Source organism: Bradyrhizobium sp. AS23.2 (genome assembly GCF_001908185.1).
Classification (GTDB): domain Bacteria; phylum Pseudomonadota; class Alphaproteobacteria; order Rhizobiales; family Xanthobacteraceae; genus Bradyrhizobium.
Window position 1 is genome coordinate 16,463 of sequence record NZ_LGHM01000031.1, and the last position, 23,066, is coordinate 39,528.

General features: G+C 62.6%; 22 protein-coding genes. 9 read left to right on the plus strand and 13 right to left on the minus strand.

Annotated elements, in window-relative coordinates:
• Window positions 1-138 precede the first annotated feature (138 nt).
• From AC630_RS06465 to AC630_RS06480, 4 genes are read left to right on the plus strand one after another with little or no spacing between them, the layout of a single operon-like run.
• Window positions 139-1,209 (plus strand): polysaccharide pyruvyl transferase family protein, encoded by a 1,071-nt coding sequence (locus tag AC630_RS06465; protein ID WP_245330284.1) that lies wholly within the window; start codon window positions 139-141, stop codon window positions 1,207-1,209.
• Window positions 1,164-3,134, plus strand: a complete 1,971-nt coding sequence (gene asnB / locus AC630_RS06470) for an asparagine synthase (glutamine-hydrolyzing) (RefSeq protein ID WP_143197860.1) — start codon at window positions 1,164-1,166, stop codon at window positions 3,132-3,134. Before AC630_RS06465 ends, asnB (AC630_RS06470) begins: the two co-directional genes overlap by 46 nt.
• Window positions 3,124-4,044 (plus strand): class I SAM-dependent methyltransferase, encoded by a 921-nt coding sequence (locus tag AC630_RS06475; RefSeq protein ID WP_074117685.1) that lies wholly within the window; start codon window positions 3,124-3,126, stop codon window positions 4,042-4,044. Before asnB (AC630_RS06470) ends, AC630_RS06475 begins: the two co-directional genes overlap by 11 nt.
• Window positions 4,041-5,054 carry a lysylphosphatidylglycerol synthase transmembrane domain-containing protein gene (locus AC630_RS06480; protein WP_167561146.1) on the plus strand — a complete coding sequence of 338 codons (1,014 nt, stop codon included), beginning with the start codon at window positions 4,041-4,043 and terminating at the stop codon, window positions 5,052-5,054. Before AC630_RS06475 ends, AC630_RS06480 begins: the two co-directional genes overlap by 4 nt.
• Here the strand turns inward: AC630_RS06480 and AC630_RS06485 are convergent.
• The 4 genes from AC630_RS06485 to AC630_RS06500 all read right to left on the minus strand — a co-directional run bounded on the left by AC630_RS06485 (window position 5,036) and on the right by AC630_RS06500 (window position 10,647).
• Entirely contained in the window at window positions 5,036-6,844 is a 1,809-nt protein-coding gene (locus AC630_RS06485; protein WP_143197861.1) for a hypothetical protein, read from the minus strand. The genes AC630_RS06480 and AC630_RS06485 overlap by 19 nt on opposite strands.
• Before the next feature lie 201 nt (window positions 6,845-7,045).
• Window positions 7,046-7,753 (minus strand): class I SAM-dependent methyltransferase, encoded by a 708-nt coding sequence (locus AC630_RS06490; protein WP_167561147.1) that lies wholly within the window; start codon window positions 7,751-7,753, stop codon window positions 7,046-7,048.
• Window positions 7,754-7,763: 10 nt separating this feature from the next.
• Complete coding sequence (gene asnB / locus AC630_RS06495; protein ID WP_074117689.1) at window positions 7,764-9,641, minus strand: asparagine synthase (glutamine-hydrolyzing); 1,878 nt, start codon at window positions 9,639-9,641, stop codon at window positions 7,764-7,766.
• A 1-nt stretch (window position 9,642) separates the two neighbouring features.
• Window positions 9,643-10,647 (minus strand): glycosyltransferase family 2 protein, encoded by a 1,005-nt coding sequence (locus AC630_RS06500; protein WP_245330280.1) that lies wholly within the window; start codon window positions 10,645-10,647, stop codon window positions 9,643-9,645.
• 275 nt (window positions 10,648-10,922) lie between these two features.
• On the opposite strand from AC630_RS06500, the gene AC630_RS06505 reads away from it, so the two are divergent.
• Window positions 10,923-12,152, plus strand: coding sequence for an aminotransferase class III-fold pyridoxal phosphate-dependent enzyme (locus AC630_RS06505; protein ID WP_245330281.1), 1,230 nt, complete (start codon window positions 10,923-10,925; stop codon window positions 12,150-12,152).
• Here the strand turns inward: AC630_RS06505 and AC630_RS06510 are convergent, their stop codons facing one another.
• The 8 genes from AC630_RS06510 to neuB are packed head-to-tail and all read right to left on the minus strand — an operon-like array spanning window position 12,153 to window position 19,088.
• Window positions 12,153-12,818, minus strand: coding sequence for an LbetaH domain-containing protein (locus AC630_RS06510; protein ID WP_074117691.1), 666 nt, complete (start codon window positions 12,816-12,818; stop codon window positions 12,153-12,155). It abuts the gene before it with no gap.
• 4 nt (window positions 12,819-12,822) lie between these two features.
• The gene (locus AC630_RS06515) at window positions 12,823-13,599 is read right to left on the minus strand and encodes an imidazole glycerol phosphate synthase cyclase subunit (RefSeq protein ID WP_074117692.1); all 777 of its coding nucleotides are present in this window, start codon (window positions 13,597-13,599) and stop codon (window positions 12,823-12,825) included.
• Window positions 13,600-13,610: 11 nt separating this feature from the next.
• On the minus strand, window positions 13,611-14,249 hold the full coding sequence (gene hisH / locus AC630_RS06520; protein WP_074117693.1) for an imidazole glycerol phosphate synthase subunit HisH: 639 nt from the start codon (window positions 14,247-14,249) through the stop codon (window positions 13,611-13,613).
• 51 nt (window positions 14,250-14,300) lie between these two features.
• Window positions 14,301-15,458 (minus strand): N-acetyl sugar amidotransferase, encoded by a 1,158-nt coding sequence (locus AC630_RS06525; protein ID WP_245330282.1) that lies wholly within the window; start codon window positions 15,456-15,458, stop codon window positions 14,301-14,303.
• Window positions 15,459-15,475: 17 nt separating this feature from the next.
• On the minus strand, window positions 15,476-16,333 hold the full coding sequence (locus tag AC630_RS06530; protein WP_208866963.1) for an SDR family NAD(P)-dependent oxidoreductase: 858 nt from the start codon (window positions 16,331-16,333) through the stop codon (window positions 15,476-15,478).
• Window positions 16,330-17,370, minus strand: a complete 1,041-nt coding sequence (locus AC630_RS06535; RefSeq protein ID WP_074117695.1) for a nucleotidyltransferase family protein — start codon at window positions 17,368-17,370, stop codon at window positions 16,330-16,332. The genes AC630_RS06530 and AC630_RS06535 overlap by 4 nt, the downstream gene beginning before the upstream one ends.
• 12 nt (window positions 17,371-17,382) lie before the next feature.
• Entirely contained in the window at window positions 17,383-18,009 is a 627-nt protein-coding gene (locus AC630_RS06540) for a NeuD/PglB/VioB family sugar acetyltransferase (protein ID WP_074117696.1), read from the minus strand.
• The gene (gene neuB / locus AC630_RS06545; protein ID WP_074117697.1) at window positions 18,006-19,088 is read right to left on the minus strand and encodes an N-acetylneuraminate synthase; all 1,083 of its coding nucleotides are present in this window, start codon (window positions 19,086-19,088) and stop codon (window positions 18,006-18,008) included. Before neuB ends, AC630_RS06540 begins: the two co-directional genes overlap by 4 nt.
• Window positions 19,089-19,271: 183 nt before the next feature.
• Here neuB and AC630_RS06550 point away from each other — a divergent pair, with 183 nt between their 5' ends.
• The 4 genes from AC630_RS06550 (at window position 19,272) to AC630_RS06565 (ending at window position 22,620) form a co-directional block, all read left to right on the plus strand.
• Complete coding sequence (locus tag AC630_RS06550; RefSeq protein ID WP_074117698.1) at window positions 19,272-20,018, plus strand: acylneuraminate cytidylyltransferase family protein; 747 nt, start codon at window positions 19,272-19,274, stop codon at window positions 20,016-20,018.
• Window positions 20,015-21,205, plus strand: coding sequence for a UDP-N-acetylglucosamine 2-epimerase (neuC, locus tag AC630_RS06555; RefSeq protein WP_074117699.1), 1,191 nt, complete (start codon window positions 20,015-20,017; stop codon window positions 21,203-21,205). The genes AC630_RS06550 and neuC overlap by 4 nt, the downstream gene beginning before the upstream one ends.
• Before the next feature lie 47 nt (window positions 21,206-21,252).
• A complete protein-coding gene (locus tag AC630_RS06560) occupies window positions 21,253-21,504 on the plus strand; it encodes a hypothetical protein (protein ID WP_074117700.1) in 252 nt (83 codons plus the stop codon).
• Between the two features lie 156 nt (window positions 21,505-21,660).
• Window positions 21,661-22,620 carry an NAD-dependent epimerase/dehydratase family protein gene (locus AC630_RS06565; protein WP_074117701.1) on the plus strand — a complete coding sequence of 320 codons (960 nt, stop codon included), beginning with the start codon at window positions 21,661-21,663 and terminating at the stop codon, window positions 22,618-22,620.
• A gap of 2 nt (window positions 22,621-22,622) precedes the next feature.
• Here AC630_RS06565 and AC630_RS06570 read toward each other — a convergent pair.
• Window positions 22,623-23,066: hypothetical protein (locus tag AC630_RS06570; protein WP_208866964.1), on the minus strand; the 444-nt coding region annotated here is incomplete at its 5' end.

The window sequence follows — 23,066 nt, forward strand, 5'->3', positions numbered from 1 at the left end:
GGCAACCGGGGCGACCTGCTCAGCCGGTGGGGCATTCTGAGCGCGGTCGCGACCATGACAGAGCGGCCGATCGACGTCTTCTGCTCGCGGCAGAGTCATTTGCCGCCAATTCCCAGCGCGTCGATCCCCTATGGACCGATGTACAATCTCTTTCCTCCGCTGCGCGGCTGGCGATCCCTCCAGCAGGCCGATATTGCGTTGTGGACCGGCGGCCTCGATCTGCAGGACGATTCTTCGCTCGCCAAGCTTTGCCACACCTGGCTCGTCTTCTTCATCTATCGCCTGCTCGGCCTCAAGATCGTTTGCGTCTGCCAAGGCGCAGGTCCGCTCGACACGCGACTCGGGCGTTTTCTTGCACGCGCCGTGCTCAACCAAGTTGCCGTTTTCATGGCGCGCGACAAGGGCACCTTCGATCTCGTCTCTTCCCTTCGCTCGCGCGCGAAGCTGATCCGTTCCCACGACGGCATCTTCCTCCCCGGATTTGAGCCGGTAGAACATCCCACCTCGAAGGTGTTCGCCGACCTTGAGAGAGCGTCGGAAAAGCATCGCGGGCCTGTCATCGCGATCAACATGCGCCTGTGGTTCCACTTCACGGGAGGATTTCTGCCGTACCAGTTCGCGAAGACATCGTTCCGCGAGCGCGCGGACGAACGGATGTCGGCCTTCGTCGATGCCTTTGTCAGGCTGATCGGCCGGCTCCGCACCGAAATGGACGCCCGCGTGGTGCTGGTTTCAATGTACGAGCCAGGCATCGAGGAATGGGAGGACGACGCGATGTGGCTGAGCCGGCTGAAAGACAGTTTTGCCAATGACCCGGCGGTCATATTGTGCGAAGATGACCTGTCGGTCCCGGAATTTAATACCCTGATGAAGGGATTCGACCTGGTCATCGGAACGCGGCTTCATTCGACCCTGACCGCGCTGAGGCAAGGCGTGAGAGCGATCCATCTTTCCTATACACTCAAGGGCAAAGACATCTTCGACAGCCTCGGGCTGGCGGAGTTCGCATTCGATTTGAACGGATTCATCGAAGCACCGGACCAGGTCTTCGAGCTTGCGCGCGCGTCCATCGACAGCGAGGATCTGCCCTCTCGGATCGCCGACATCACGGAGAACGCGATAGCCGAAAACCTGCAGACGCTACGCCAGGCGCTGGACGAGGCTTGCAGCGGCAAGCCCGCATCCAACAGCAATCCGCGATCATCCTGATGTGCGGGATTGCCGGCTTCATCGGCGAGTGGAACGCAGCTCGCCTCGACGATCTGACGGATGCGCTCGCGCATCGCGGACCGGACGGACGCGGGGTCGATTTCCTGCCGCCGGGAAGCGCGATCGGCTTGCCTGAGGGCGCGGTCGGGCTGGGACATCGCCGCCTGTCGATCATCGACGTCTCAGGCGGCGCGCAGCCGATGTGGGACGTGGATCGCACGACAGGCCTCATCTTCAACGGCGAGATCTACAATTTCCGCCAGCTTCGCAAAGAGCTCGAGGCCTGCGGCCACCGCTTCTCGACGCACTCAGATACCGAGGTCATCCTTCAGGGCTGGCGGGCCTGGGGGCCGCGCGTCGTCGAGCGTCTGGAGGGAATGTTTGCATTTGCCCTGTGGGACACGCGCACGCGAAGCCTGTTCCTGGCGCGCGACCGGCACGGCATCAAGCCGCTCTACTATTCGATTCCCCGCGCGGGCCAGATCATGTTTGCTTCCGAGATCCGGCCGCTGCTGCGTGCCGCGGACCGCGCGGCGGCGATCAACAGATCTGCACTCTACGAGTATCTCCTCAGGGGCTGGTCGGCGCAGGAATCAACCTTCTTTTCCGGCATTCAGCAGCTTCAGTCCGGCTGTTTCATGCAGTTCGATCCTGCAAAGGGAGCCAACGCGGCGCGCATCGAGCGGTACTGGCGCCTGCAAAGGCCCGGCAGCGCGGCACCTGGCACATCTGTCTCGGCCGACGAGGTCGCCGATACCCTACGAACGCTGTTCGATAGCGCAGTGTCCTCGCATCTGGTGGCCGACGTCGAGGTGGGCGTGCTATTGTCCGGTGGATTGGATTCGTCCGCCGTGGCGGCCTCGATGGCGAGGCTGATGGACCCATCGTCGATCCAGGCATTCACGATCGGATTTGGCCTTCCCGACGACGAGATTCCCTTTGCGAGGTCGGCTGCGAGCCATTGCGGGATCAACTCGAAGGAGCGCCTCGTCGATCCCTCAGTATTCTCATCGGGGTTCAGCGACTGCATCGAGAGCCTGGAAGAGCCAATTGCCCATCCTGTCATACAGACGACCTGGCAGGCCGCAAAGTTCGTCCGGCAGAATGTGAAGGTTGCCCTGCTCGGTGAAGGATCCGACGAACTCTTCGCTGGCTATCCGCACTACCGACTGTTCAGGCCGCCCTTCTCGCTGCTGCCGGGGCGGCTGGTGCGCAAATACGCGCTTGACGTCATGTGTCTGATGCCGGGTAGCCGCACGCTCGCGCGCTTGATGACGCCGGGCTCCTGTCAGCGGGACGTCCTCGAAACCATCGAACGCAGGATCCAGCCCTGGTTCGGCGGCGAGGATGACGCCGACGACATGCTGCGGTTCGAGGCGGAGACCGCGCTGGTCCAGAACCAGCTCATGCGCGTCGACAAGCTGACCATGGCGCATTCAGTCGAGGCGCGGGTGCCGTTCCTGGACAAGGCATTCGTCGAATACGCCAATGCGCTTCCATTCGGCCTGAAGACGGAGAACGGCGTGGCGAAAGCGATTTTCCGCAAGGCCATGCAGTCACGGTTGCCGGCGGACGTCCTGTATCGTCCCAAGTCCGGCAAGAAGGGCACGCAGGCCCTGCTTCCCATGATCAACGGACTATTGGCACAGGGCGGGCCCTTGCATCACCTGATCGATGAAAAATCGATCGCGGCGAGAGGCTGGTTCGATCCGAAGGCGACGCGCGACTGGATCGATGGTATGAGTTCACCCGCCGTTCGCCACCACCCGATCGAGAGCCGGCGGCGCGCCAAATTTGCGCTTGCCCTCGCCGCTCTCGAGCAATGGTGCCGCCTCTACCTCGACGTCGATCGCAGGACTTCTCCGGTCGAGAGCAGACAGATTCCCGAACCTTTCAGCACCCGCCATAGCCCCAATGTCCTCTGAGTCCGCAACCACATCCTCATTCGACCGTCTGAATCCCGCACTGTTCAGCAAGCTGCGGGAGCAACTCTATCCGATCTATGTCAGGTCCTTTGGCCCGATCGCGGGTTCACAGCAGCATCTCGATCGGATGACGGATGACAGCCTGGACGTGAAGCGCTCGATCGCCCAGCTGTCACTCTTCGAGAAAGAGAGCGGCCGCGCCCTGAAGGATTTGAAGCTGCTCGAGGTGGGGGCCGGGCTCGGCCTGACCATCGCCACCGCCAGATTGCGCTTCGGCGCCGAGGCCTACGGGCTCGAGCCGGGAGGCGAGGAGTTCAGCGGCACCTACGAGCTCGGGCAGCAGCTTCTGGAAGGCTGCGGGCTCGATCCCAAACTGCTGGTAAACGGAGTTGGAGAGCGCATTCCCTTCCCCGATCAAAGCTTCGACGCGGTCATATCATCCAACGTGCTCGAGCACGTCGCCGATCCAGCAGCGGTGATCAAGGAATGCTTCCGGGTGCTGCGGCCCGGCGGCGTCTGCCACATGGTCATTCCGAACTTCGGCAGCTGGTGGGAGGGCCATTACGGCCTGTTGTGGCTGCCGCACAGCCCGCACTGGCTCGGCCGGCTTCGCGTGCGCCTCGCAGGGCGGGACCCGGCCTATGTCGACACGCTGCAGCTCATTACGCCCGGCAAGATGAAGCGCTGGATCGCACCATTCGGCGACAGGATCGAGGTCAGGGGATGGGGCCAGGCGCTGTTCGAAGACCGCGTGCGGTCGCTGAATTTCGAGGAGTATTCGACTCTCGGCCTCGCGAAGGATCTGCTGCGCGTGTGCCATCGCTTGGGCGTAGTCAGCTTCCTGCTTGGTCTTGCACGGATATTCCGTTGGGAGACTCCCATCGTACTGACCTTCGTCAAGATATCATGACGCTCCGTACTGACTTGCTTTGGCAATGGACGAGCGCTTCGAAGGTTCGTCAGCTGGCAATGCGTGTTTGTCAGCTGCTGATATCCCTATCACTCCTCGCGTGGCTGCTATCGAAGGTCGATTCCCGGACTGTAGGTGTGATCGTCGGCTTTCCGCCCGCCACTTTTGCGATCGCGCTCGTTGTCTTTGCATCCAGCCAGGTCTTCGGTGCTCTTCGGCTATGGGTGCTGTTGCGCGGCCAGGAGGCGAGCTTTCAGCCTCTCCACCTGATGCGTCTGACCTTCATCGGATTCTTCGCGAACAACTTCCTTCCCAGCACTGTGGGGGGCGACGTCTACAGGGTCGTGGCGCTGACGCGCGGGGGCCACGACCTGAAGCTCGCAATCTTGACCCTGGTCGCCGATCGATTCCTGAACCTGATCGTCATCGTGCTGATGACGGCAGCCGCCCTGCCCTTCACCGACTTCTGGAACATGCGCGCGGGCGTGACTGGAACCTCCCTCACATCGCTCGCAATCTGGATCGCGGCTGTTCTTGCCATCCTGGCCGGGCTGGGCGCCCTGGCGAGCCGCAGCCCATCGTTCCGGCCGTCCGTCGTGAGACTGAGCCAGAAACTGGCAGCGGCCGCAGAACGCGCATTCCGCTTCGTGAGCATGCCACGCGCGCTTGCGCTGGCGGTCCTGTTCTCCGGCCTGAGTGCCGCCGCCTCGATCCTTGCCCAGTTTATCATCGCGAAAACGCTCGGAATGGGGGTTGACCTCATGCAGCTCACCGCCGTCATCGGCCTCGTCACGTTGGCAGCCCTGATGCCCGTCTCCCTCAACGGCATCGGGCTGCAGGAGGCGGGCCTTGTCGCGCTTTCTCAGCTCCTGGGCGTTGCGCAGGAGCCGGCCATTGCCTTTGCTGCTTTCAGCAGAGCGCTGATCCTCGGGACCAGCTTCATCGGCGGCATCCTGCTCATGTTCTCAGGCCAGTCCGCGACAAGTCAGGCTCACCGTCCGAATCCGTAGTTCTCTGCGGCGAGATCCGAGCCGCGGTAGAGCCAGGCCATTTTGTAGCCGCGATAATCGAGGGTCAGGATGGGCCGTGATTTCGGTTGCGGAAGGCCCTGAACAATCCGGCTCCGGTTGAACAGATAATAATCGTGATCGCCCAAGGGCTCTTTTCCTGCGACACTTGCGGCATCGAATATCTGAAATGACCGCGGTCGCTCGGGCAACCAGCGCCCCGAATAGAGGTGAAAAATTCGTCCGTCTTGACAGAGATTCGGCGATCCCTTGCAAAGCTCCTCGAACTTCCTCCCCAGGAGAGCGCGCTCCTCGCCCCATCCCATCCAGGATGGATTGATGCGGCCGGTCTCCACGAACTCGGCATCTGCATAATCTAACCAGAACGGACGAAAAGCAGCATAGAGCGGGCGGAAAGGAGCTGTCTCCAGGACCAAAAACAATGATGCTGTGACAGCAAACACCGAAGCGGGAGCTAGGCGCATCCGAGGCTTCACAAGATACTCCTGCGCTCTGCCCATCACCACCATGAGTGACGCTGCGAGAAGCAGGAACAGGGGAATATTCAGATAACGGTGAGCCAATGGGACCTGTAATACCGCGCCGATCAGCGTCAGTATCAAGGCAATCACAAACAGGAATGCTGCCGCCGGATCGTAGTCCCTCCTCCCAATGATCAGCAGCAGGTTTGCCACCAATACCAGGATGAAGATGGGAGTCGGCATTGCGACAACGATTACTTCGAAAGCGTAGGCGACAAATGCAACTTTAGTCATCGCCGGGCTGTCAAGACCGAAATGGAGCCACGCGCCGTTCATTGCAAAGGCCGGAGGTCTCAGACTTGGATGATACGGCGCCCAATAAGGCTGGAGCCAAGCTATCGAAACCACTCCTGTCGCAAGCGCAACAAGCACACACCCCGCAACCACCCGCGAAAGATTCCGAATGGCCAATGTTCGCTGTGCCTGGCTCAGCCGTCCGCTCGCACTCCCGATTGCGGTGGCCATTCCGATTAGGCACACAATTGCAATCGACGCCGCGCCAAAACGATTTGGAAGTTCTCCGCCTCCTCTTCCAGAGACGATCTGCATCGGAACCCATACCCACGAAGCAATCCCGTCGGCAACCCCTTTCCAGACGCTGCCCCACAAACCCCATGGCAGCGATACTGTGTACAGAATTGTGAATATCGCCGACACAGAAACCGAGATCAGGATCGCTACGACCATTCCGCGCGCAACGGCTACGTTAGGCCGAGCAGGCTGCCTTCGTGCAACCATTAGCGCAGACACCGTCAAGGCCATGACGAGTATCGGAGAGCCGGAGAGTTTCTCCTGTGCAGCAACAGTCGCCGCAACGAGGGCAACAAGGCTCACGGCCAGGCCGCCCTGAACTCGCTTCGAAACCGCAAGAAGGATTAGAAGCAATGATATGATCGCCCCCAGGGAAGAGACCAGATCATAATTGAAGGTTTTAATTGTAATGTTGCTCATCGGAAACGTGAACAACGCTGTAATCGAAAAGAGCAGAATCGGGGGATTGAATGCGTCGAAATCGCCCAGCCGGGCGATCAAGAAATAGATCACCAAGAATAGGGAAGCCCCAACCAACCAGTGACCAATCTTCAAAGCCATTCGGATCTGGTCTTCGGGAAAGCCAAAAGCCTGCATGAGCCGCACCTCTTGTAGTGCAAGAGGCAACGTCGTTCGCAACGCGCCCAACACCATTTGCCCGTGCGCACGGTCTGCCGGATCTAACAAGCGATCCGTGATTGCAGTCTCGTCGATTGTCATAAACTGAGTATCGCGCTCGACCGACGCAATGATCGGGACCAGTAGAGGCAGTGCGACCACAAGCCCGATGATTGAGCTCTTCGCCCTTTGACGGAGGCAGGCTACGATTACCAACCAGACGAGCAATCCGGCGCAGAGCTCGACTGTGTTAGCAGGCAGCAGGCTTGATATTGGAAAGAGCGGGTTCATCTCTTGAACGAGCTAAATTGGTCGACGCAACACGGCGTTGATTGACTGGGCAAACACCTGGCCGCGATCCGCCGAGTCCAATAGTCTTGCGACCGCCGTGAGCAACCAACTCGCCGCGCGAGCCGCATGAGGAAAACTGGGGAAGTACAACAACGACGTCGTCAGCATGCTGCCCGCTTGCAGGGTCGCATGCGCGAGGCCGCCGGCGGCCGAGAGTTCGACAATTTCGAACCCTGCGTCACGGGCGAGCTTCTCAACCCCGTACCGGGTGAAGCGGAAATAGTCGTGTGGCTGGCCGTGAAGATAATAGAGGAATGGCACTGAAAGGATCAGGGCGCCCCCCGGTTTGAGCACACGCAACAGCTCCGGAAACGCTGTCCACGGCTGCGGCATATGCTCCAGGACCGAGCAGCAGAAGATCGTGTCGAACGTGTTGTCAGGGACCGGCAGGAGTCCTTGCGCATCGGAGACGAAATCGAGATCCGGATGGGTAGGGAACGCGTCGGTCGCGACATAGCCGTCCGACCTGGCGCGGATCGCCGCGCGCCAAGCCAGCCTCCCGGCGCCCAAGTCCAGCGTCGTGCCCTTCACGTGGCGATGGATCATCGGCAGCAGGGCGCCGTAGGCTGTGCGATGGTCGACGGCCAGGTCCCAAAATTCATCGGAGCCGATCGTCCGATCGCAGACCTCGTTCCAACGTCTTTGCAGCCAGCCGATCACAGCAATCATCCTATGGCGCAAGCTGAGGTAGGCGCGCGTCCAGGCCAAGCCAGATCCACAGCGCCCCCCGATCGTCGTACTTTTTTGCCGCATGGTCGGCCCAGCGCCGCGACAGGACGCGCTGATTGAGGAAGCTCGTTCGAGGCGAGGCCGGCATCGGGAGCTCCCGCAGCCACCGAGCGATCGGCGCGCCGAACCCCTTCTTCGCCCGGTGGAGGATGTCGTCGGGCAACCGGTTGCGGAGCGAGCGCTTCAATATCCACTTGCTCACGCCCTTGCGCAACTTGGCGTCGATCGGCAAGCGCCGCGCGAACTCCACGACGTCGTTATCGAGAAACGGGGCGCGAACTTCGAGCGACTCGAGCATTGAGCTGCGATCCGACTTCACCAGGATGTCGTCGGGTAAATAGAGATTGGTGAAGAACTCCAGCGTTCGGTTGGCATCATCACGTGCTTCCGATTGCTCCCACGCCGTGATCGCTTCCTCGTACAGCGCCTCCGGATCCACCTCGTCCTCGAAGAGCTCTGATATTTCCCTGCTGCCGAGGGCGCCGAGCCACGCTGCATTCCACATCGACGGTTTCAGGCTCAGGCCCCTCAGGCCGCGCCTGACCTTGAAATCGAAGCTCATGTTCCGCTCGGAGGGCGGCAGCCGGCACGCGAGAACAGAGATCGCCTGATGAATCTTGCGCGGAACCATCCGATCGTACATGCGGGCAAGCCCGAGGATCTTGAACGGATCGTAGCCGGCAAAGAGCTCGTCGCCTCCGTCGCCCGACAGCGCAACTTTAACGTTCTCCGCTGCGTACTTGCACAGCACCGACGTCGGGACGACCGAACTGTCTCCCATCGGCTCGTCGATACGCCCGAGCAAGGCGACGAGCTCCGACCGTACAGCGTCAAGATCACAGATCTTGACGTGCCAATTGCATCCGATGAGCTTGGCGACCCGCTCGGCGTAGCGAGACTCATCGAAGCTGGGCTCGGTGAACCCAATCGAGAAGGCGTCGATGGTCTTGGGGTCGCGGGTGTCCGCCGCGTGCGCCAGGATCGCCGACGAATCCACGCCGCCGGACAGAAAAAGGCCCAGCGGCACGTCGCTTTCGAGCCGTGCGGAGACGGAGTTGCCGAGAAGATGATCGAGCTCCTCAGCCCAATCATCTTCCGTCCCGGCGGGCGCTGCGTCGGGCAGAATTGAGAAGCGCCAATAGGATCGCTCGATCGGTGCTGGCAGCGGAGCATGGTCGATCTGGGACAGGTCGATCTCGAGCCAGCTGCCGGGCCGCAACCGCTGAACGCCGGCGAGCGGCGTCCTGGTTCCTGGGATAAAGCTGTATGCAAAGAGCTTCTGTATCGCCAGACGATCGATGCCCGTCCCCTTCAACGAAGGATGTTTGATCATCGCGCCGAGTTCGGAAGCAAAGACGAACTCCCCGTTCTTTACAGTCCAGAACAGGGGCTTTTCACCGAACCGATCCCGCGCGAGGATCAAGCGCTCGCCGGCGCGATCAAGTAGCGCGAAGGCGAACATGCCGTTGAGCTTGGACAGCAGCCCCTCGCCCCATTCGATCCAGCCGTGAAGCAGCACTTCCGTGTCGCTGTGGGAGGTCGCAAAGCGATGCCCGCGTGCCTCCAGCTCCGACCGGAGGCTTCGGTGATTGTAGATCTCACCATTGAACACGACTGTCACGCGGCCATCCGCAAGAGACATCGGCTGTACGCCGCCGCCAATGTCCAAGATGGCGAGGCGCCGGTGTGCGAGATGAACGTGCCTCTTCGCATCCCACAGGAAGCCTTCTCCGTCGGGCCCCCTATGCGCGAGCTCGCGCCCCATCGCCCTCAGGGCAGCGGGGTTCTCGGCGCCGACGAAGCCTGCGATTCCGCACATGTCAGTCGCTTTCGACCTCGAAATTAATCCGATTCTTCACATCGTAAATGCGCTTGCTTTGCGACTCGAAGTAGATCCGGACCATCAGCTCCGCGAGCAACCCCATCAGGATACACATCGTGCCGGTGATCGCGCACAGCGACACGAGAAGCGGCAGCGGCGTCTGGATGAAGGTGATGCCGTCGAAATATTTCAGCCAAAGGGAATATAGGCCGGCGAAGAACCCAAGCGCGAAGAAGGCGACGGCGGCTCCGCCGAAAACGTAGATCGGCTTCGTTTCGTATTCGGTCAGGAACTTAACCAGCAGCAGATCGAGCACGACCTTGAAGACGCGCTCCAGTCCATATTTGGACTTGCCGGCGCGACGCGGGTGGTGTGCAACCGGAATTTCGACCACGCGCCCTCCCTGCCAGGCGGCGTAGATTGGGATGAATCTGTGCATCTCGCCATACAGCCGGAAACCGCGCAGCAGGTCGGCCTTGTACGCCTTGAGCGTGCAGCCGTAGTCGTGGAGAGACAACCCCGACAGCCAGGAGATGAGCCGGTTAGCCAGTCGCGACGGCAAATTCCGCAGCAGCGCGTTGTCCTGCCGGTCGCGGCGCCAGCCCGACACGACGTCGAACCCTTCGTCCATCTTGGCGAGGAGCCGCGGAATGTCGGCGGGATCGTTCTGCAGATCACCGTCCATAGGCACGATGACGTCGCCCCGCGCCGCATCAATTCCCGCCATCATGGCGGCGGTTTGGCCGCAATTTCTGGCGAAGGTGATCACCTTGAACCGGGAATCGGACGCCGCCAAGCGCTCGAGTTGCGGCGCCGAGCCGTCGGTCGACCCGTCATTGACCAGGATGACCTCAACCTCCAGCCCGAGCGTCGACATGGTCTTCACGAGTGCCGCACGAAGCGGCTCAATGTTGCCCTCTTCGTTGAATATGGGAATGACGATTGATAGTCTTGCGGCCCGACGCGGCATTTCCAGCCCCGAAGTCGGCACAACGTCGGTCATGACAGCCTTCCAGATGGATCCCCAATCCGAGCGATAGAGCCGCCCGCCCCCCTTTGACGTACTTCGAACGCGAAGGCATCGTCAACTGGTGGTTCTGCGGTTCATCTCTTGATGTGTTCCGGTTGCCGGCCGCTTGCCTAAGCCCGGCATTTAGGATAGCCAGACACCCATCACTGTCGGCACGGACGACGATGTCAGGAATTGGTCAGAGCCTCTACCGACGCGCACGCAAGGTCATGCCCGGCGGAACGCAGCTGCTCTCAAAGCGGCCGGAAATGTTCCTCCCGGAACAGTGGCCGACCTACTTCAAATCGGCCAAGGGCGCCGAAGTCGTCGACCTCGACGGCAAGAACTATCTTGACATGAGCTACTGCGGAATCGGCGCGACTATCTTGGGCTTTGCCGATCCCGACGTCGACGCTGCGGTGAAGACCGCGATCGACATGGGCTCGATGTCGACATTGAACTGCGCCGAGGATATCGAGCTCGCGGAGCTCCTGGTCGAGCTTCATCCTTGGGCCGACATGGTGCGCTTCGGCCGCGCCGGCGGCGAGGCCATGGCGATCGCGGTCCGCATCGCGCGCGCGGCGACCGGCCGCGACATGGTGGCGTTCTGCGGCTATCACGGCTGGCACGATTGGTATCTCAGCGCCAATCTCGGCGAGACAACCGCGCTCGACGGTCATCTGCTGCCGGGCCTCGATACCAAGGGTGTGCCGCGTGGTCTCGCCGGCCTGATGCATCCTTTCCACTTCAACAAGCTCGACGAGATCGAGGCGATCGTCGCCGCCCATGGCGAGCGGCTCGCCGCGATCGTGATGGAGCCGGTGCGCTCCAGCGAGCCCGAGCCAGCCTTCATCAAGGGCATCCGTGTACTCGCCGACCGCTGCGGCGCCGCGCTGATCTTCGACGAGGTGACGTCAGGCTTCCGCATCAATTCAGGCGGCGCGCATCTCGCATACGGCGTCGATCCTGACATGGCCGTGTTCGCCAAGGCCATCGCCAACGGCTTCCCGATGGCCGCGATTGTCGGCCGCGCCTCGGTGATGGACGCTGCACAGGAAACCTTCGTCAGTTCGACGGCATGGACCGAGCGCGTCGGCCCGGTCGCAGCCCTTGCCACCCTGCGCAAGCATCGCGAGCAGAACGTCGCGCGCCACCTGATGCGGATCGGCGCCCGGATCCAGAAGGGCTGGACCGAGGCGTCGCAGGCCACGGGCCTGCCGCTCCACATCTCCGGCATCTCGCCGCTCGGCCATTTCGCCTTCGACCTGAACGACGCGCAGGAGGTGCGCACGCTGTTCACGCAGATGATGCTCGACCGCGGCATCCTCGCCACCGGCTCGTTCTACGCAATGTGGTCGCACACCGACGCGCATGTCGACCGCTACCTGGAAACGGTGACCGAGGTATTCCGCGAGCTGCGCACCGCAGTCGACCAGAAGGCCGTCAAGCAGTTGCTGCGCGGCCCGGTCGCTCACTCCGGCTTCAAGCGGCTGACCTGATCAGGTCCTGGCACCAAAGATATCGCGCACGACGTTCCGCGACGTAGGCGAGCGGCGTGCGTTCGGATAGATGCCGTGCAAGATGCTGTCGGCGGCAAGCACGCCGCCGTCCATCACGATCGCGCCGGTCGACACGAAGCTGTTGTTGCCAACCGCGGTCTTTCCAATGACGCGGCTGCCTCCATACATCACGATGCCACGTCCGAACGACGGGTAGTCGTTGTCGAGGTTCGCGCCTACCGTGCAGTTGTGGTAGCAGATGAAATAGTCCGAATAGCTGGCGCGGCCGAGCACGGTGCCGACCGGGTGCTGGACCGCAAACACGTCGGGCATCTCGACCTCGTAGAACGCGTCGAGCGCGTGCAGCGCCTTGTTGAGCGCATAGGCCTTGTCGGCGATGGGGTGGCCGGGCCGCTCGCGAAACGCCGAATTTGCGAGATAGTAAAGGAAGATCGCGTACTGGTCGGAGTGCCAGTGCGAGAACCGCGCCTCGCCATTGACGAAGAACCCCTTCAGCCTGACGCGCGAAAAACAGTGATCGATCCTGCCGAGCGCAAGATCGACGAATTTCGGCAGATCGCCGAGATCGGCGCCATCAGGAAACAGGTTCTCGAACTGCTTGCGCACATAGAGGGCGAGATCGTTGCGGGCAATCGAGAGCTGCACGGTGCTAATTCCTGCTTGAGGAGCTGGCGCGCACGTCGAGACCGCGCGAGAAAAGGTGGCTGCGCAGCTTGATCGGGCTGTGGTCGGTAAAGAGGAACATCGAGGAGATCGCGACCGCCGACGCGCCGGCCTCCAGCGCATCGATCGCATGCTGGAGCGAACCGCAGCCGCCGGAGACGATCAGCGGCACGCTCAAGACGCTTGCCGCCTTGTGGATCATCTCGAGATCGTAACCACTCATGGTCCCGTCCCGATCGATCGAGCCGAGCAGCACCTCGCCGCAGTGCAGCTCCTCGCAGCGCTGCGCCCACTCGATCGGATCGAGCGCGACATGCTCGCGGCCGCCGTCGATGAACACGCTGGCGTGGTTGGGGCTGATCTTCTTGTAGTCAATCGACACCGTCATGCACTGATCGCCGAAGGTACGCGCCGCCTCGCGCAGGAACTCCGGGCGCCGCACAGCTTCCGAATTCACCGACACCTTGTCGGCACCGGCGCGCAACAGCATGTTGACATCGTCGAGCGTCTTGACCCCGCCGCCAACGGTGAACGGCATGAAAATCTCTTCCGACATCCGCTCGATGATGTCGACGACACGGCCACGCGAGGCTGCGCTCGGCACGATGTCGAGCACGATCAGTTCATCGACGCCGTAGTCGTTGTAGACCTTCGCAGTCGTCACCGGATTGCCGGCGGCGCGCTCGTTCTCGAAGAAGCGGACATATTTGACGAGTCTGCCATCACGCAGCAGGAATTTTGGGATCAGGCGCTTCTTCAGCATCGCAGACCGCTTCAGGGATTCCAGCGCAGGAAATTGCCCATCAGCTCGATCCCGGTATCCTGGCTCTTCTCGGGATGGAACTGCGTGGCGGCGATGTTGTCCCGCGCGATGATCGCGGTCACCGGCTGGCCGTATTGGACGAAGCCGACCACGTCGCCCGCATCCCTGCAGCGCATGGCGAAGGAGTGCACGAAATAGAACGCCAGATTGCTCTCGCGGATATTGGCGAGGATCGGATGGTTGCGCTCCTTCGCCACGATGTTCCAGCCCATATGCGGGATTTTTAGCGCGGGATCGTTCGGTATCAACCGCAGGACATCGGCATCGAACCAGCCGAGCCCGCGATGCGCCACGCCGTCGTCGGCGTGCTCCTCGGACGTGTTGGCGAGCAGCTGCATCCCCAGACACACCGCGAGGAACGGCTTGCCCTTCTCGCGGACATGGCGCTCCAGCATCTCGTCGATGCCGCGGGCGCGAATGTTGCTCATGGCATCGCCGAACGCACCGACGCCGGGCAGGATGACGTGGGAGGCATCCGCAATCGCGTCGGCGTCGTGTGTCACGACCGGATCGAAGCCGCAATATTCGACGGCATTCTTCACCGAGCGCACATTGTTGATGCCGTAATCGACGATCGCTACGCCTGACATCGCCTGCTCCCCCGGGCGCTTCGATGCGCCGCCCGATCGACGCCCGCTAGCCTATCCCTTGCCGCCGCCGATTTCGACGCCGGGATGGTTCGGCCACGGCACTTGCGTGTTGTTCCACTTGTCCATGTCAGGCATGCGGCGGCCCGGCTCGACCGTGTTCGGCGAGAACTGCCACGGGCTGACCTCGTGCTTGATCGCGATGCCCAAGAACTGCTCCTCGGTGAGCTGGAGATAGTCGAGGAACAGATCGAGGCTCGGCGGCCGCTTGCCGTCGTACTCGCGCACCAGCGCTTCGCCCTGCTCGCGGGTCATGCGCTTGTTACGGATGTCGATATTGGCAAGATGGTTGGTCCGGCCCATGCCGCGCTTGATGTATTTCAGGTAGTCGCGCACGCCCTGGAAGAAGCACTCGATCTTCTCGTAATCATACTCTGGCGGAATGCCCTCCACCTCCTGGCCCTTCCAGCCGAGCTCGCTCTTGATGATGTCGACGTGCTTCTTTGTGTCCCACTTGATGTAGCTGCCGAGGCAGACCGAGCGGCACTTGATCCGCATCAGATCCTTGCGCGGCGGATAGACAAACGGATAGAGGTCGCGCTTGGAGACACGGCCGCCGAGAAATTCGTACATGTCGTCGGCGGTGATGCCGAGATTCATGGCGCGGTTAAACCGCTTCTCGTCGACCTCTTCCATCTCGTCGTAGGAATAGAACGACTGGTATTCCGCCAGGCTCTCGCCCCAGATCAGGAGCGGCGTCTCGTAGCGGATCGCGATCTGCATGGTGTGAGCGTAGATGCCGGTGTGGCAGTGCCAGCAGAAATCGCCGCGGCGCTTCAGCGACTCCAGCATCAGCTCGCGCACCACGTGCCAGTTCGGCGTGAAGTTCAGCACGTCGACGCCGAGCTGCTTGAACACGCTGGTGTTGTTCTCCTCGACCAGCGGCCGGTAGAACCAGTGGTCGAAGCGCACGACCAGCGGCTTCAGGCCCAGCTTGCGCACGACGTACCAGAGCTGGAACACACTGTCCTTGCCGCCCGAATAGGGCAGGATGCAATCGTAAAGGCCCTTGTCGCGGTACTGGCCGACCAGCTCCTGGAGCTGCTTGTAACGGTCATCCCAGTCGATCTGGGTGTCACGGACCTCGATCTGACGGCAAACGCTGCACGAACCGGCTTCGTCGAACGATGTCGCCTCCGCCGTTTCCGGCAATAAGCACTTGCTACAGCTCAACATTTCGGAGATTCTCGCAATTGCATGATTTGCTGTCGGCTTACCACGCCGTCCACCCCCCGTCGACCGCAATGCACTGGCCCGTCACATAGGCCGAGAGATCGCTCGCAAGGTAGGCCACAGCGCCCTTCATATCGTCCTCGCGCGCCATGCGCGCAAGCGGCGTCCTGGCCACATAGCGGCTCAAAAACGGCTCCGGTGTGGCCCTGAAGACGCCGCCAGGCGCCACTGCATTGACGCGAACCTTTGGAGCCATGGTGGTAGCCAGCCAGCGCGTCATCTGGATCAGGCCCCCCCTTGCTTGCGGCATAGGCGGCCGGGTTCCCGAGCGCTGTCCCCTCATAGAGTCGCCAGTCAGGTCCGGCGAGGCCATAGATCGATGAAATATTGATCACACTGCCATGCCCCGACCTCGCGAGGTCCCCGGCTGCGGCCTGGATCAGAACGAAGGGCGCGGTGAGGTTGACCTCGACCGCCCGCCGCCAGGTCGCATCCGATTGCTGTTCGAACGGTACCGCCCAGCCATCGAGCCCGCTGGTGCCAACGAAGGCTGCGCAATTGACGATGATGTCGATGCCGCCAAAGGCCTCGCGTACCCTCCGCGGCAGATCCTTCACGGCATCGCCCTGCTCGAAATCGCAGTCGAACATCGAAACCTTCACCGAATGGCCCGCTGTCAGCTTCGCAGCAACATCCGCACCTGCGGACGGCGCGATATCGACCAGCGCGATGGTGGCGCCGAGCTCGGCAAGGCCCGCGGCGATAGCGCGGCCGATATGGCCGGCGCCGCCCGTAATGATCGCAACGCGGCCATCGAGCGACATCATCTCGCGAAGCGAACGTTCGGTGCTCATCCAAATATCCTCTGGAATTCGTCGGACGCACGCTGCAGATCGTCGAGGCGGCCGACGTCGATCCAGTATTCCCGCAACGGGAATACGACCGACGGCTGGCCCTTCGCGATGGTGCGCTCGATCAGCGTCGGCATGTCCACGGCTTCGTTGCCGTCGAGATGATCGAGCACGCCGGGATCGAGCAGATAGACACCGGCATTGACGAAGAACTTCTGCGTCGGCTTCTCGCGGATACCGAGCAGACGATGGTCGTCGAAATCGATGACGCCAAACGGCACGGTCACCGAGTGCTCGCGCACGCAGACAGTGGAAAATGCCTGATGCTCGCGATGATATTTCAGCATCTGCTCGAAATTCACCGTCGTCAGCAAGTCGCCGTTCATGACAAAGAACGGCTGAGCCGGCCGCTCCGGCAGCAGCGACAGAGCCCCGGCGGTGCCGAGCCGCTCGTTCTCCTGAAGATAGTTGATCTCCACGCCCCAGGCCGAGCCATCGCCGAAATAGTCTCGGATCATGTCGGCCTTGTAGTTGACCGAGATGAAGAACTTGCCGAAGCCGGCCTTCACGAAGCCGCCGAGCACGGTCTCCAGGATCGGCTTGTCGCCGACGCGGATCAGCGGCTTGGGGACGTCGTCGGTCAGCGGCTTCAGCCGCGAGCCGAGGCCGCCGGCCATCAGCACGACCCAATGATCGGATTGCTGCGCGAGTGCAAGATCGTCGATCAGCTTGACCTCAACCACCCGCCCCTCGGCATCGACGAGGGGAAGCTGATGGATCGAATGCTTGCGCATCAGATTGAGCGCAGCGGGATTCGAGATGCCGACCGGCGCCGTGATCGGCGTACGGTTCATCACGAGGCGGACAGAGGCATCGAGGCCGACGCCGCCGAGCAGCGCGCGCCGCACGTCGCCGTCGGTGACCGTGCCGACGATCCTGCCGTCGCGCTCGACGATGGCGAGTTGCAGATTGCCCTGATCGATCCGCCGCAGCGTCTCGATCAACGGCGTATCTTCATTGACGACGAAGGCACCCTTCATGACGAACTGATCCTACTCGTTGCCGGCGAACCCGCCGGCCGCGACATCCCTTGCAACAACCGCGCCCGCGGCAACGACGGCCCCGGCGCCCACTTTGACGCCGCCCAACACCACAGCGCCGGCGCCGACATGGACGCTCTCGCCGATAGACACGCCCCCGCACAGCACCGCCCCCGGCGCGATATGCGCGTGATCGCCGACGATGCAATCGTGCTCGACAACCGCGCGCGTATTTATAAGAGCGTTCCGCCCGATCCGCGCCGCCGGCTGGATCACGGCGCCGGCCATCACCTGCGCGCCGTCGCCGAGTTGTGCATCGGACGCAATCACGGCGGAAGCATGAGCAATCACCGGAAATTGGTAGCCTTGCGCGGCAAACCGCTCGAACAAAGCACGCCGGCGCGACAACCCGGAATCGCTGCGCGAGGCGCGGTTGCCGAGGCCATTGGCAAGCTCGATCTTGTCGGCGGCCATCTTCAGGACGTCGTCGTCGGATCCCGCGATCCGAACGCCGCCGATGGCCTCGCCGATGCGGGCGGCGTCGCGGTCGGCTACGGCTGCGGGACGTATGCCGCGGCTCAGCAACGCCTCGATGACAACGCGGGCATGGCCGCCGGCGCAGAGCACGATCAGGCTCATGGCTCGAGCGCCTCGTTGGCCGCGTAGTCGCGCAGGGCGGCCTTGCCGAGATAGCTCCAATATTCGATCGGCGGAACGCCATTACCCGGGCGCTTGACGCCGAGATTGTCTTCCGTGAAGCGCTCGCCTGCGCGCACCGGCCGAAGCGCAACGAGGCTGCGCCGCGCCACCGCCCGGTTCGGAATCTCCTCCGGCGCCGGCACCTTCCGTCCGTCGCCAAGCGCGGCCTCGACGTCGCGGATCGAGGAGATCATCGCCGCCATCTCCTCCGGCTCGATCGAGGCGCGATGATCGGGCCCCGGCAAATTGCGGTCGAGCGTCAGATGCTTTTCGATCACGGTGGCACCGAGCGCCACTGCCGCCGATGCGATGTGGATGCCTCGGCTGTGGTCGGAGAAGCCGACAGGCAAGCCGAATGCATCGTGCAGTGTCGCCATCGCGCGCAGATTGATCGATTGCGGATTGGCTGGATATTCGGTCGTACAATGCAGCAGCGTGACCTTGGCGCGCAGCTCCGTCCACGTCGCACGGTCCAGCAAAAGATTGGCGAAGTCGGCGGGCGTCGGCCGCGCCGTCGCGTCGCGGAGATAGCCGAAGGCGATGACGCCGAGCGCCTGCTCCACTTCGGCAAGCGTCCCCATGCCGGTCGACAGGATGATCGGCAGGCGGAAACGCGCCAGATGCAGCAACAGCGGCGCATTGGTGAGATCGCCCGAACCGACCTTCAGCATGGAGACACCGACGCGGCGGACCAGGTGCGTCGCGCTGTGGGTATCGAATGGCGTCGACATATACGTGATGTTGGACGCCGCGCAGGCGGCCGCGATCTGCTCCTCGTCGTCAGTGCTGAGCTCGAGCGCCCGCAGCATGTCGAGCTGCGACTGCGCCTTGCCTGTGGTCGCCTGCTGGTAGCTCGCCTTCGCGGCCCCGGCGGTGGCAAGCTTGTCGGCACGGAACGACTGAAACTTGACGATGTCCGCCCCTGCCCGCGCCGCCGCCTGCACCAGCTCAATCGCGCGTGCGCGGTCACCGTTGTGGTTGACGCCAGCCTCAGCAATGATCAGTGTTCGGCGGTGCATGGGGTTTCGTCGCTGGGCGAAGCGAAATCGCCCGCCAATCAAGCAGTTGTCTTAGTCGAGCACGCTGGTAAAAGCAACGCAAGCGGGCGGCCCCTGGCACTCTCCAGAGGCCCCGCAGGAGCCCCGCCGGTGACGAATCAAGTCGATTTCGGGTCGGCCTGAAAGCAGGATTGTCGAAAGCCAATGACCAACTCGCCCGAGATATTGTTCCTGCTGGTCGGCCGCGGTGGATCGAAGGGCCTGCCCGGCAAGAATCTGCGCGAGATCGGCGGCCTCAGCCTGACCGGATACAAGGCGATCGCTGCAAAGCAGTCCCGTTACTGTTCGCGCCTGATCGTCTCCAGCGACAGCACCGAGATTCGGGCTGAAGCGAGGCGGCATGGTGCCGAGGTGTTGTTCGAGCGGCCGGCTGAACTTGCGACCGACACTGCCTCCTCCAACGACGTGGTGCTCCACGCTATGGACTGGATCGAGACGCATGAGAAGCGGCGCTACGACGCGATCATGCTGCTGGAACCCTCATCGCCCTTCGCAACACCCGAGCATTTTGACGAGGCCGTCGAGCTGTTCACCGCGCGCAAGGCGGGCCTCGTGGTCGGGATGCGCGAGACCGAGGTCTCCTCGATCTTCGTCGGCACGCTCGGCACGGACAGTTCGATCGGCTGCATCGTCGAGAAGATGCTGACGACGACGGCGCAGCGACGCCAGGACCAGGCGATCGAAGTCACGATGAACGGCGCGCTCTACCTCGTCGGCTGGGATGCGATGCGCACGCATCGCAAGATCTACGCCGATCCCGCCGCGAGCTACGGCATCATGATGGATCGCATGCATTCGATCGAGATCGAGAGTGCGGCCGACCTCGCCTACGCCTCCTATGTCATCGAGCACGGGATGCTCGATGCCTCGCCCTGGCGGCAGCAGGCATGAGCGCACGCCGCCGCATCGCCGTCGTCACCGGCTCGCGCGCCGATTACGGATTACTGCGGAGCATCCTAACGCGGCTAAAGGCGGCCGACGACGTCGCGCTGAGCGTGATCGCCTGCGGCATGCACCTGGTGCCGCGCTTCGGCGAGACCTGGCGCGCGATCGAGGCCGACGGTTTTCCGATCGCCGCGAAGATCGGCCTCGCGCTCGACGACGACCGCGCCGAAACGGTCGCGCGTGGCACCGGGATCGGTGTGACGGGCTTTGCCGAGGCGCTGCCGAAACTTGCACCCGATATCCTCGTTGTGCTCGGCGACCGCTACGAGGTGCTGGCCGCCGCAGTCGCGGCAACGCTGCTTAACATCCCGATCGCTCACATCCACGGTGGCGAGATCACCGCAGGCGCCTTCGACGACGCGATCCGCCACGCCATCACCAAGATGGCCTGCCTGCATTTCGTCGCGGCCGAACCCTATCGCCAGCGCGTGATCCAGATGGGCGAACAGCCCGATTTCGTCTTCAACGTTGGCGCGCCCGGCCTCGATCTGGCAGATACTGCACCACTTACCCGCACGGAGCTATACAGGAAGCTCGGCATCGAGGGTCCCGAGCGCTTTCTGCTGGTAACGCTGCACCCGACGACGGCCCAGCCAGAGACCGACGCAGCCAACGCCAGCGCACTCCTCGGCGCACTTGCCGAAGTTGAGGAGCGCAGCTTCATCTTCACCGGTGCCAACGCCGATCCCGGTTATCGCGCCATTGACGATGCGGTCAGGACGTTCGTCGCGGCGCGATCCGATCGCGCCCATCTCTTCACGTCGCTCGGCAGCGAACGCTACTGGGCCGCGCTGCGGCTCGCCGACGCCGTGGTCGGCAATTCCTCCAGCGGCATCATAGAGGCACCGGCCGTCGGCGTACCCTCGATCAATATCGGCGACCGCCAAAAAGGCCGGCTTCGCGCCGCCTCGATCATCGATTGCCCCGCAGATTCGGCCATCATCCTCTCAGGTCTCAGGCGCATCTTCGAGGGGCGGCTCCAGGCGGATCCGGCCCATGTACCGCCCTACGGCCGCGGGGGTGCTTCCGAGGCCATCGCTGGAACCCTTCGAACGATCGACCTCGGGCGCGCTTTTCCGAAGCATTTCCATGATTTAGCGGCCGCGCCGAAACCGTCTGGAGCGATCGTATAACTGCCGGCCATTATTGCCTGTGCAGCGCCCCAGGCTGGTTCGGGGGGATGATCCGGCGCACCAACGATTTCTCCGGCTTTTCCGGCGGCCGGCCCGACGCGCCCAAGAAGTTCATGGCGCCGCCGGCGTTCTTGCGTAAGAACGCCGACTTCGGCGGCGACCTCGAACTACGGCAACTTCGCGAACGCCGCCGCCTCTTCATCCTGCTCGCGGAAATCTGGCGCACAATCGAGCGCCTTGCCCTCGGCCTGCGCGACGGTGCTGGAGTTCAAGATGTCATCGTGGACGTTGAAAGGTAATCTCGCCATTCTCGGCGGCGCTGGTCGCCAACGAGCGCAAAATGCCTCTACGAACGATGAATTTTGCCACGGTTTGCAATCGACTGGTCGGCTTGGTAGATCAGCCCGGCAAGCCGGTCAAACGACCGCCCCGTCGGCAAAGACAGCGACATCAGCATGAAAGTTCTCGTGACCGGAAGCTCCGGCTTCATCGGCCAAGCACTGGTGCGGCGGTTGCGCGCCGAACGTTGCGAGGTCGTGGGGCTCGACAAGGTTCCGGCCGGGACCACGGACATCGTGTGCGACATTCTCGATGCCGACGGCTTGGCGAAAGCCGTCGCCGGCGCCGCGCCGGATGCGGTGGTCCATCTCGCCGCACGCATCGATCTCGACGAGAAGACTGACCTTTCCGGCTACACCGCCAATATCGAGGGCGTCGAGAATCTGGTCGAGGCCGTGCGGCAGACGCCGTCCGTGCGGCGAGCGATCTGGACCTCGTCGCAGCTCGTCTGCCGCGTGGGCTATGTGCCGACCAGCGACACCGACTATAAGGCCGACACGCTTTACGGAAAGAGCAAGGTGCGCACCGAGGAGATCGTCCGCGGCGCCGACGGCGCCGAGCGCGAATGGTGCCTGGCCCGCCCCACGACCGTCTGGGGCCCCGGCATGAGCGCACACTATCAGCGCTTCCTGCACATGATCGAGCGCGGACACTATTTCCACGTCGGCCAAGGTCCGCTCTGGAAGTCGTACAGCTATATCGAGAACATCGCCTTCCAGTACTGGCGTCTCCTGAGTGTGCCAGCGGGGCAGATCCATCGCCGCACATTCTATCTCGCCGACTACACGCCGATCGATCTGATCGCCTGGAGCGACGCATTTCAGCGCGCCTTCGGATCACGCCCGATCCCGCATCTGCCGAACAGCGTCGCGCGCACGCTGGCGCTCTGCGGCGATGCAGTAAACGCGATCGGACTGAAGCGGTTTCCCTTCAATTCGTTCCGCCTAAACAACGTGCTTACGCAATATCAATTCGATCTCGCACCGACCGCGGCGGTCTGCGGGCCGCTTCCCTGCGACATGGAGCAAGGCGTCGCGGCGACGGTCGCATGGCTGCGCAGCGTCTCCGGACGCTGATATCAGATTGCCGGCCTTTTGTCCCCGAGTTTGTCGGTCTCCTGCGGAGCCCTCGCACGCAGCATGGCAAAATCAACCGCCAGCCCGGTTACCAGAATCGACACCAACACCAGCGCCGAATTGGCCATGCCGAGAGGTCCCTGAACCGGACTGAGCAGGACGCTGGCGAGCACGAACACGAGCAAGAGCAGCGGCGTCATCAGGCTGGACTCCCGGCTTCCCGCCGCGCTCCAGCCGGCCACGCCACCCCAGATTATGACGTAGACGATCGCCCCAATCAGGCCGAAATCGATGAAGGCCGCAGCCCAAGCCGAGGGAAAGAAGCCATAGATGAACGCCTCCTGTTCCTCGGCCTCCATGTCCGCAACCTGATCGCTATCCGGGAAGAAGATCCGCAACAAAGGCGACAGCACACCGATTTCGTACACGCCCCATTGGGGGGGTAA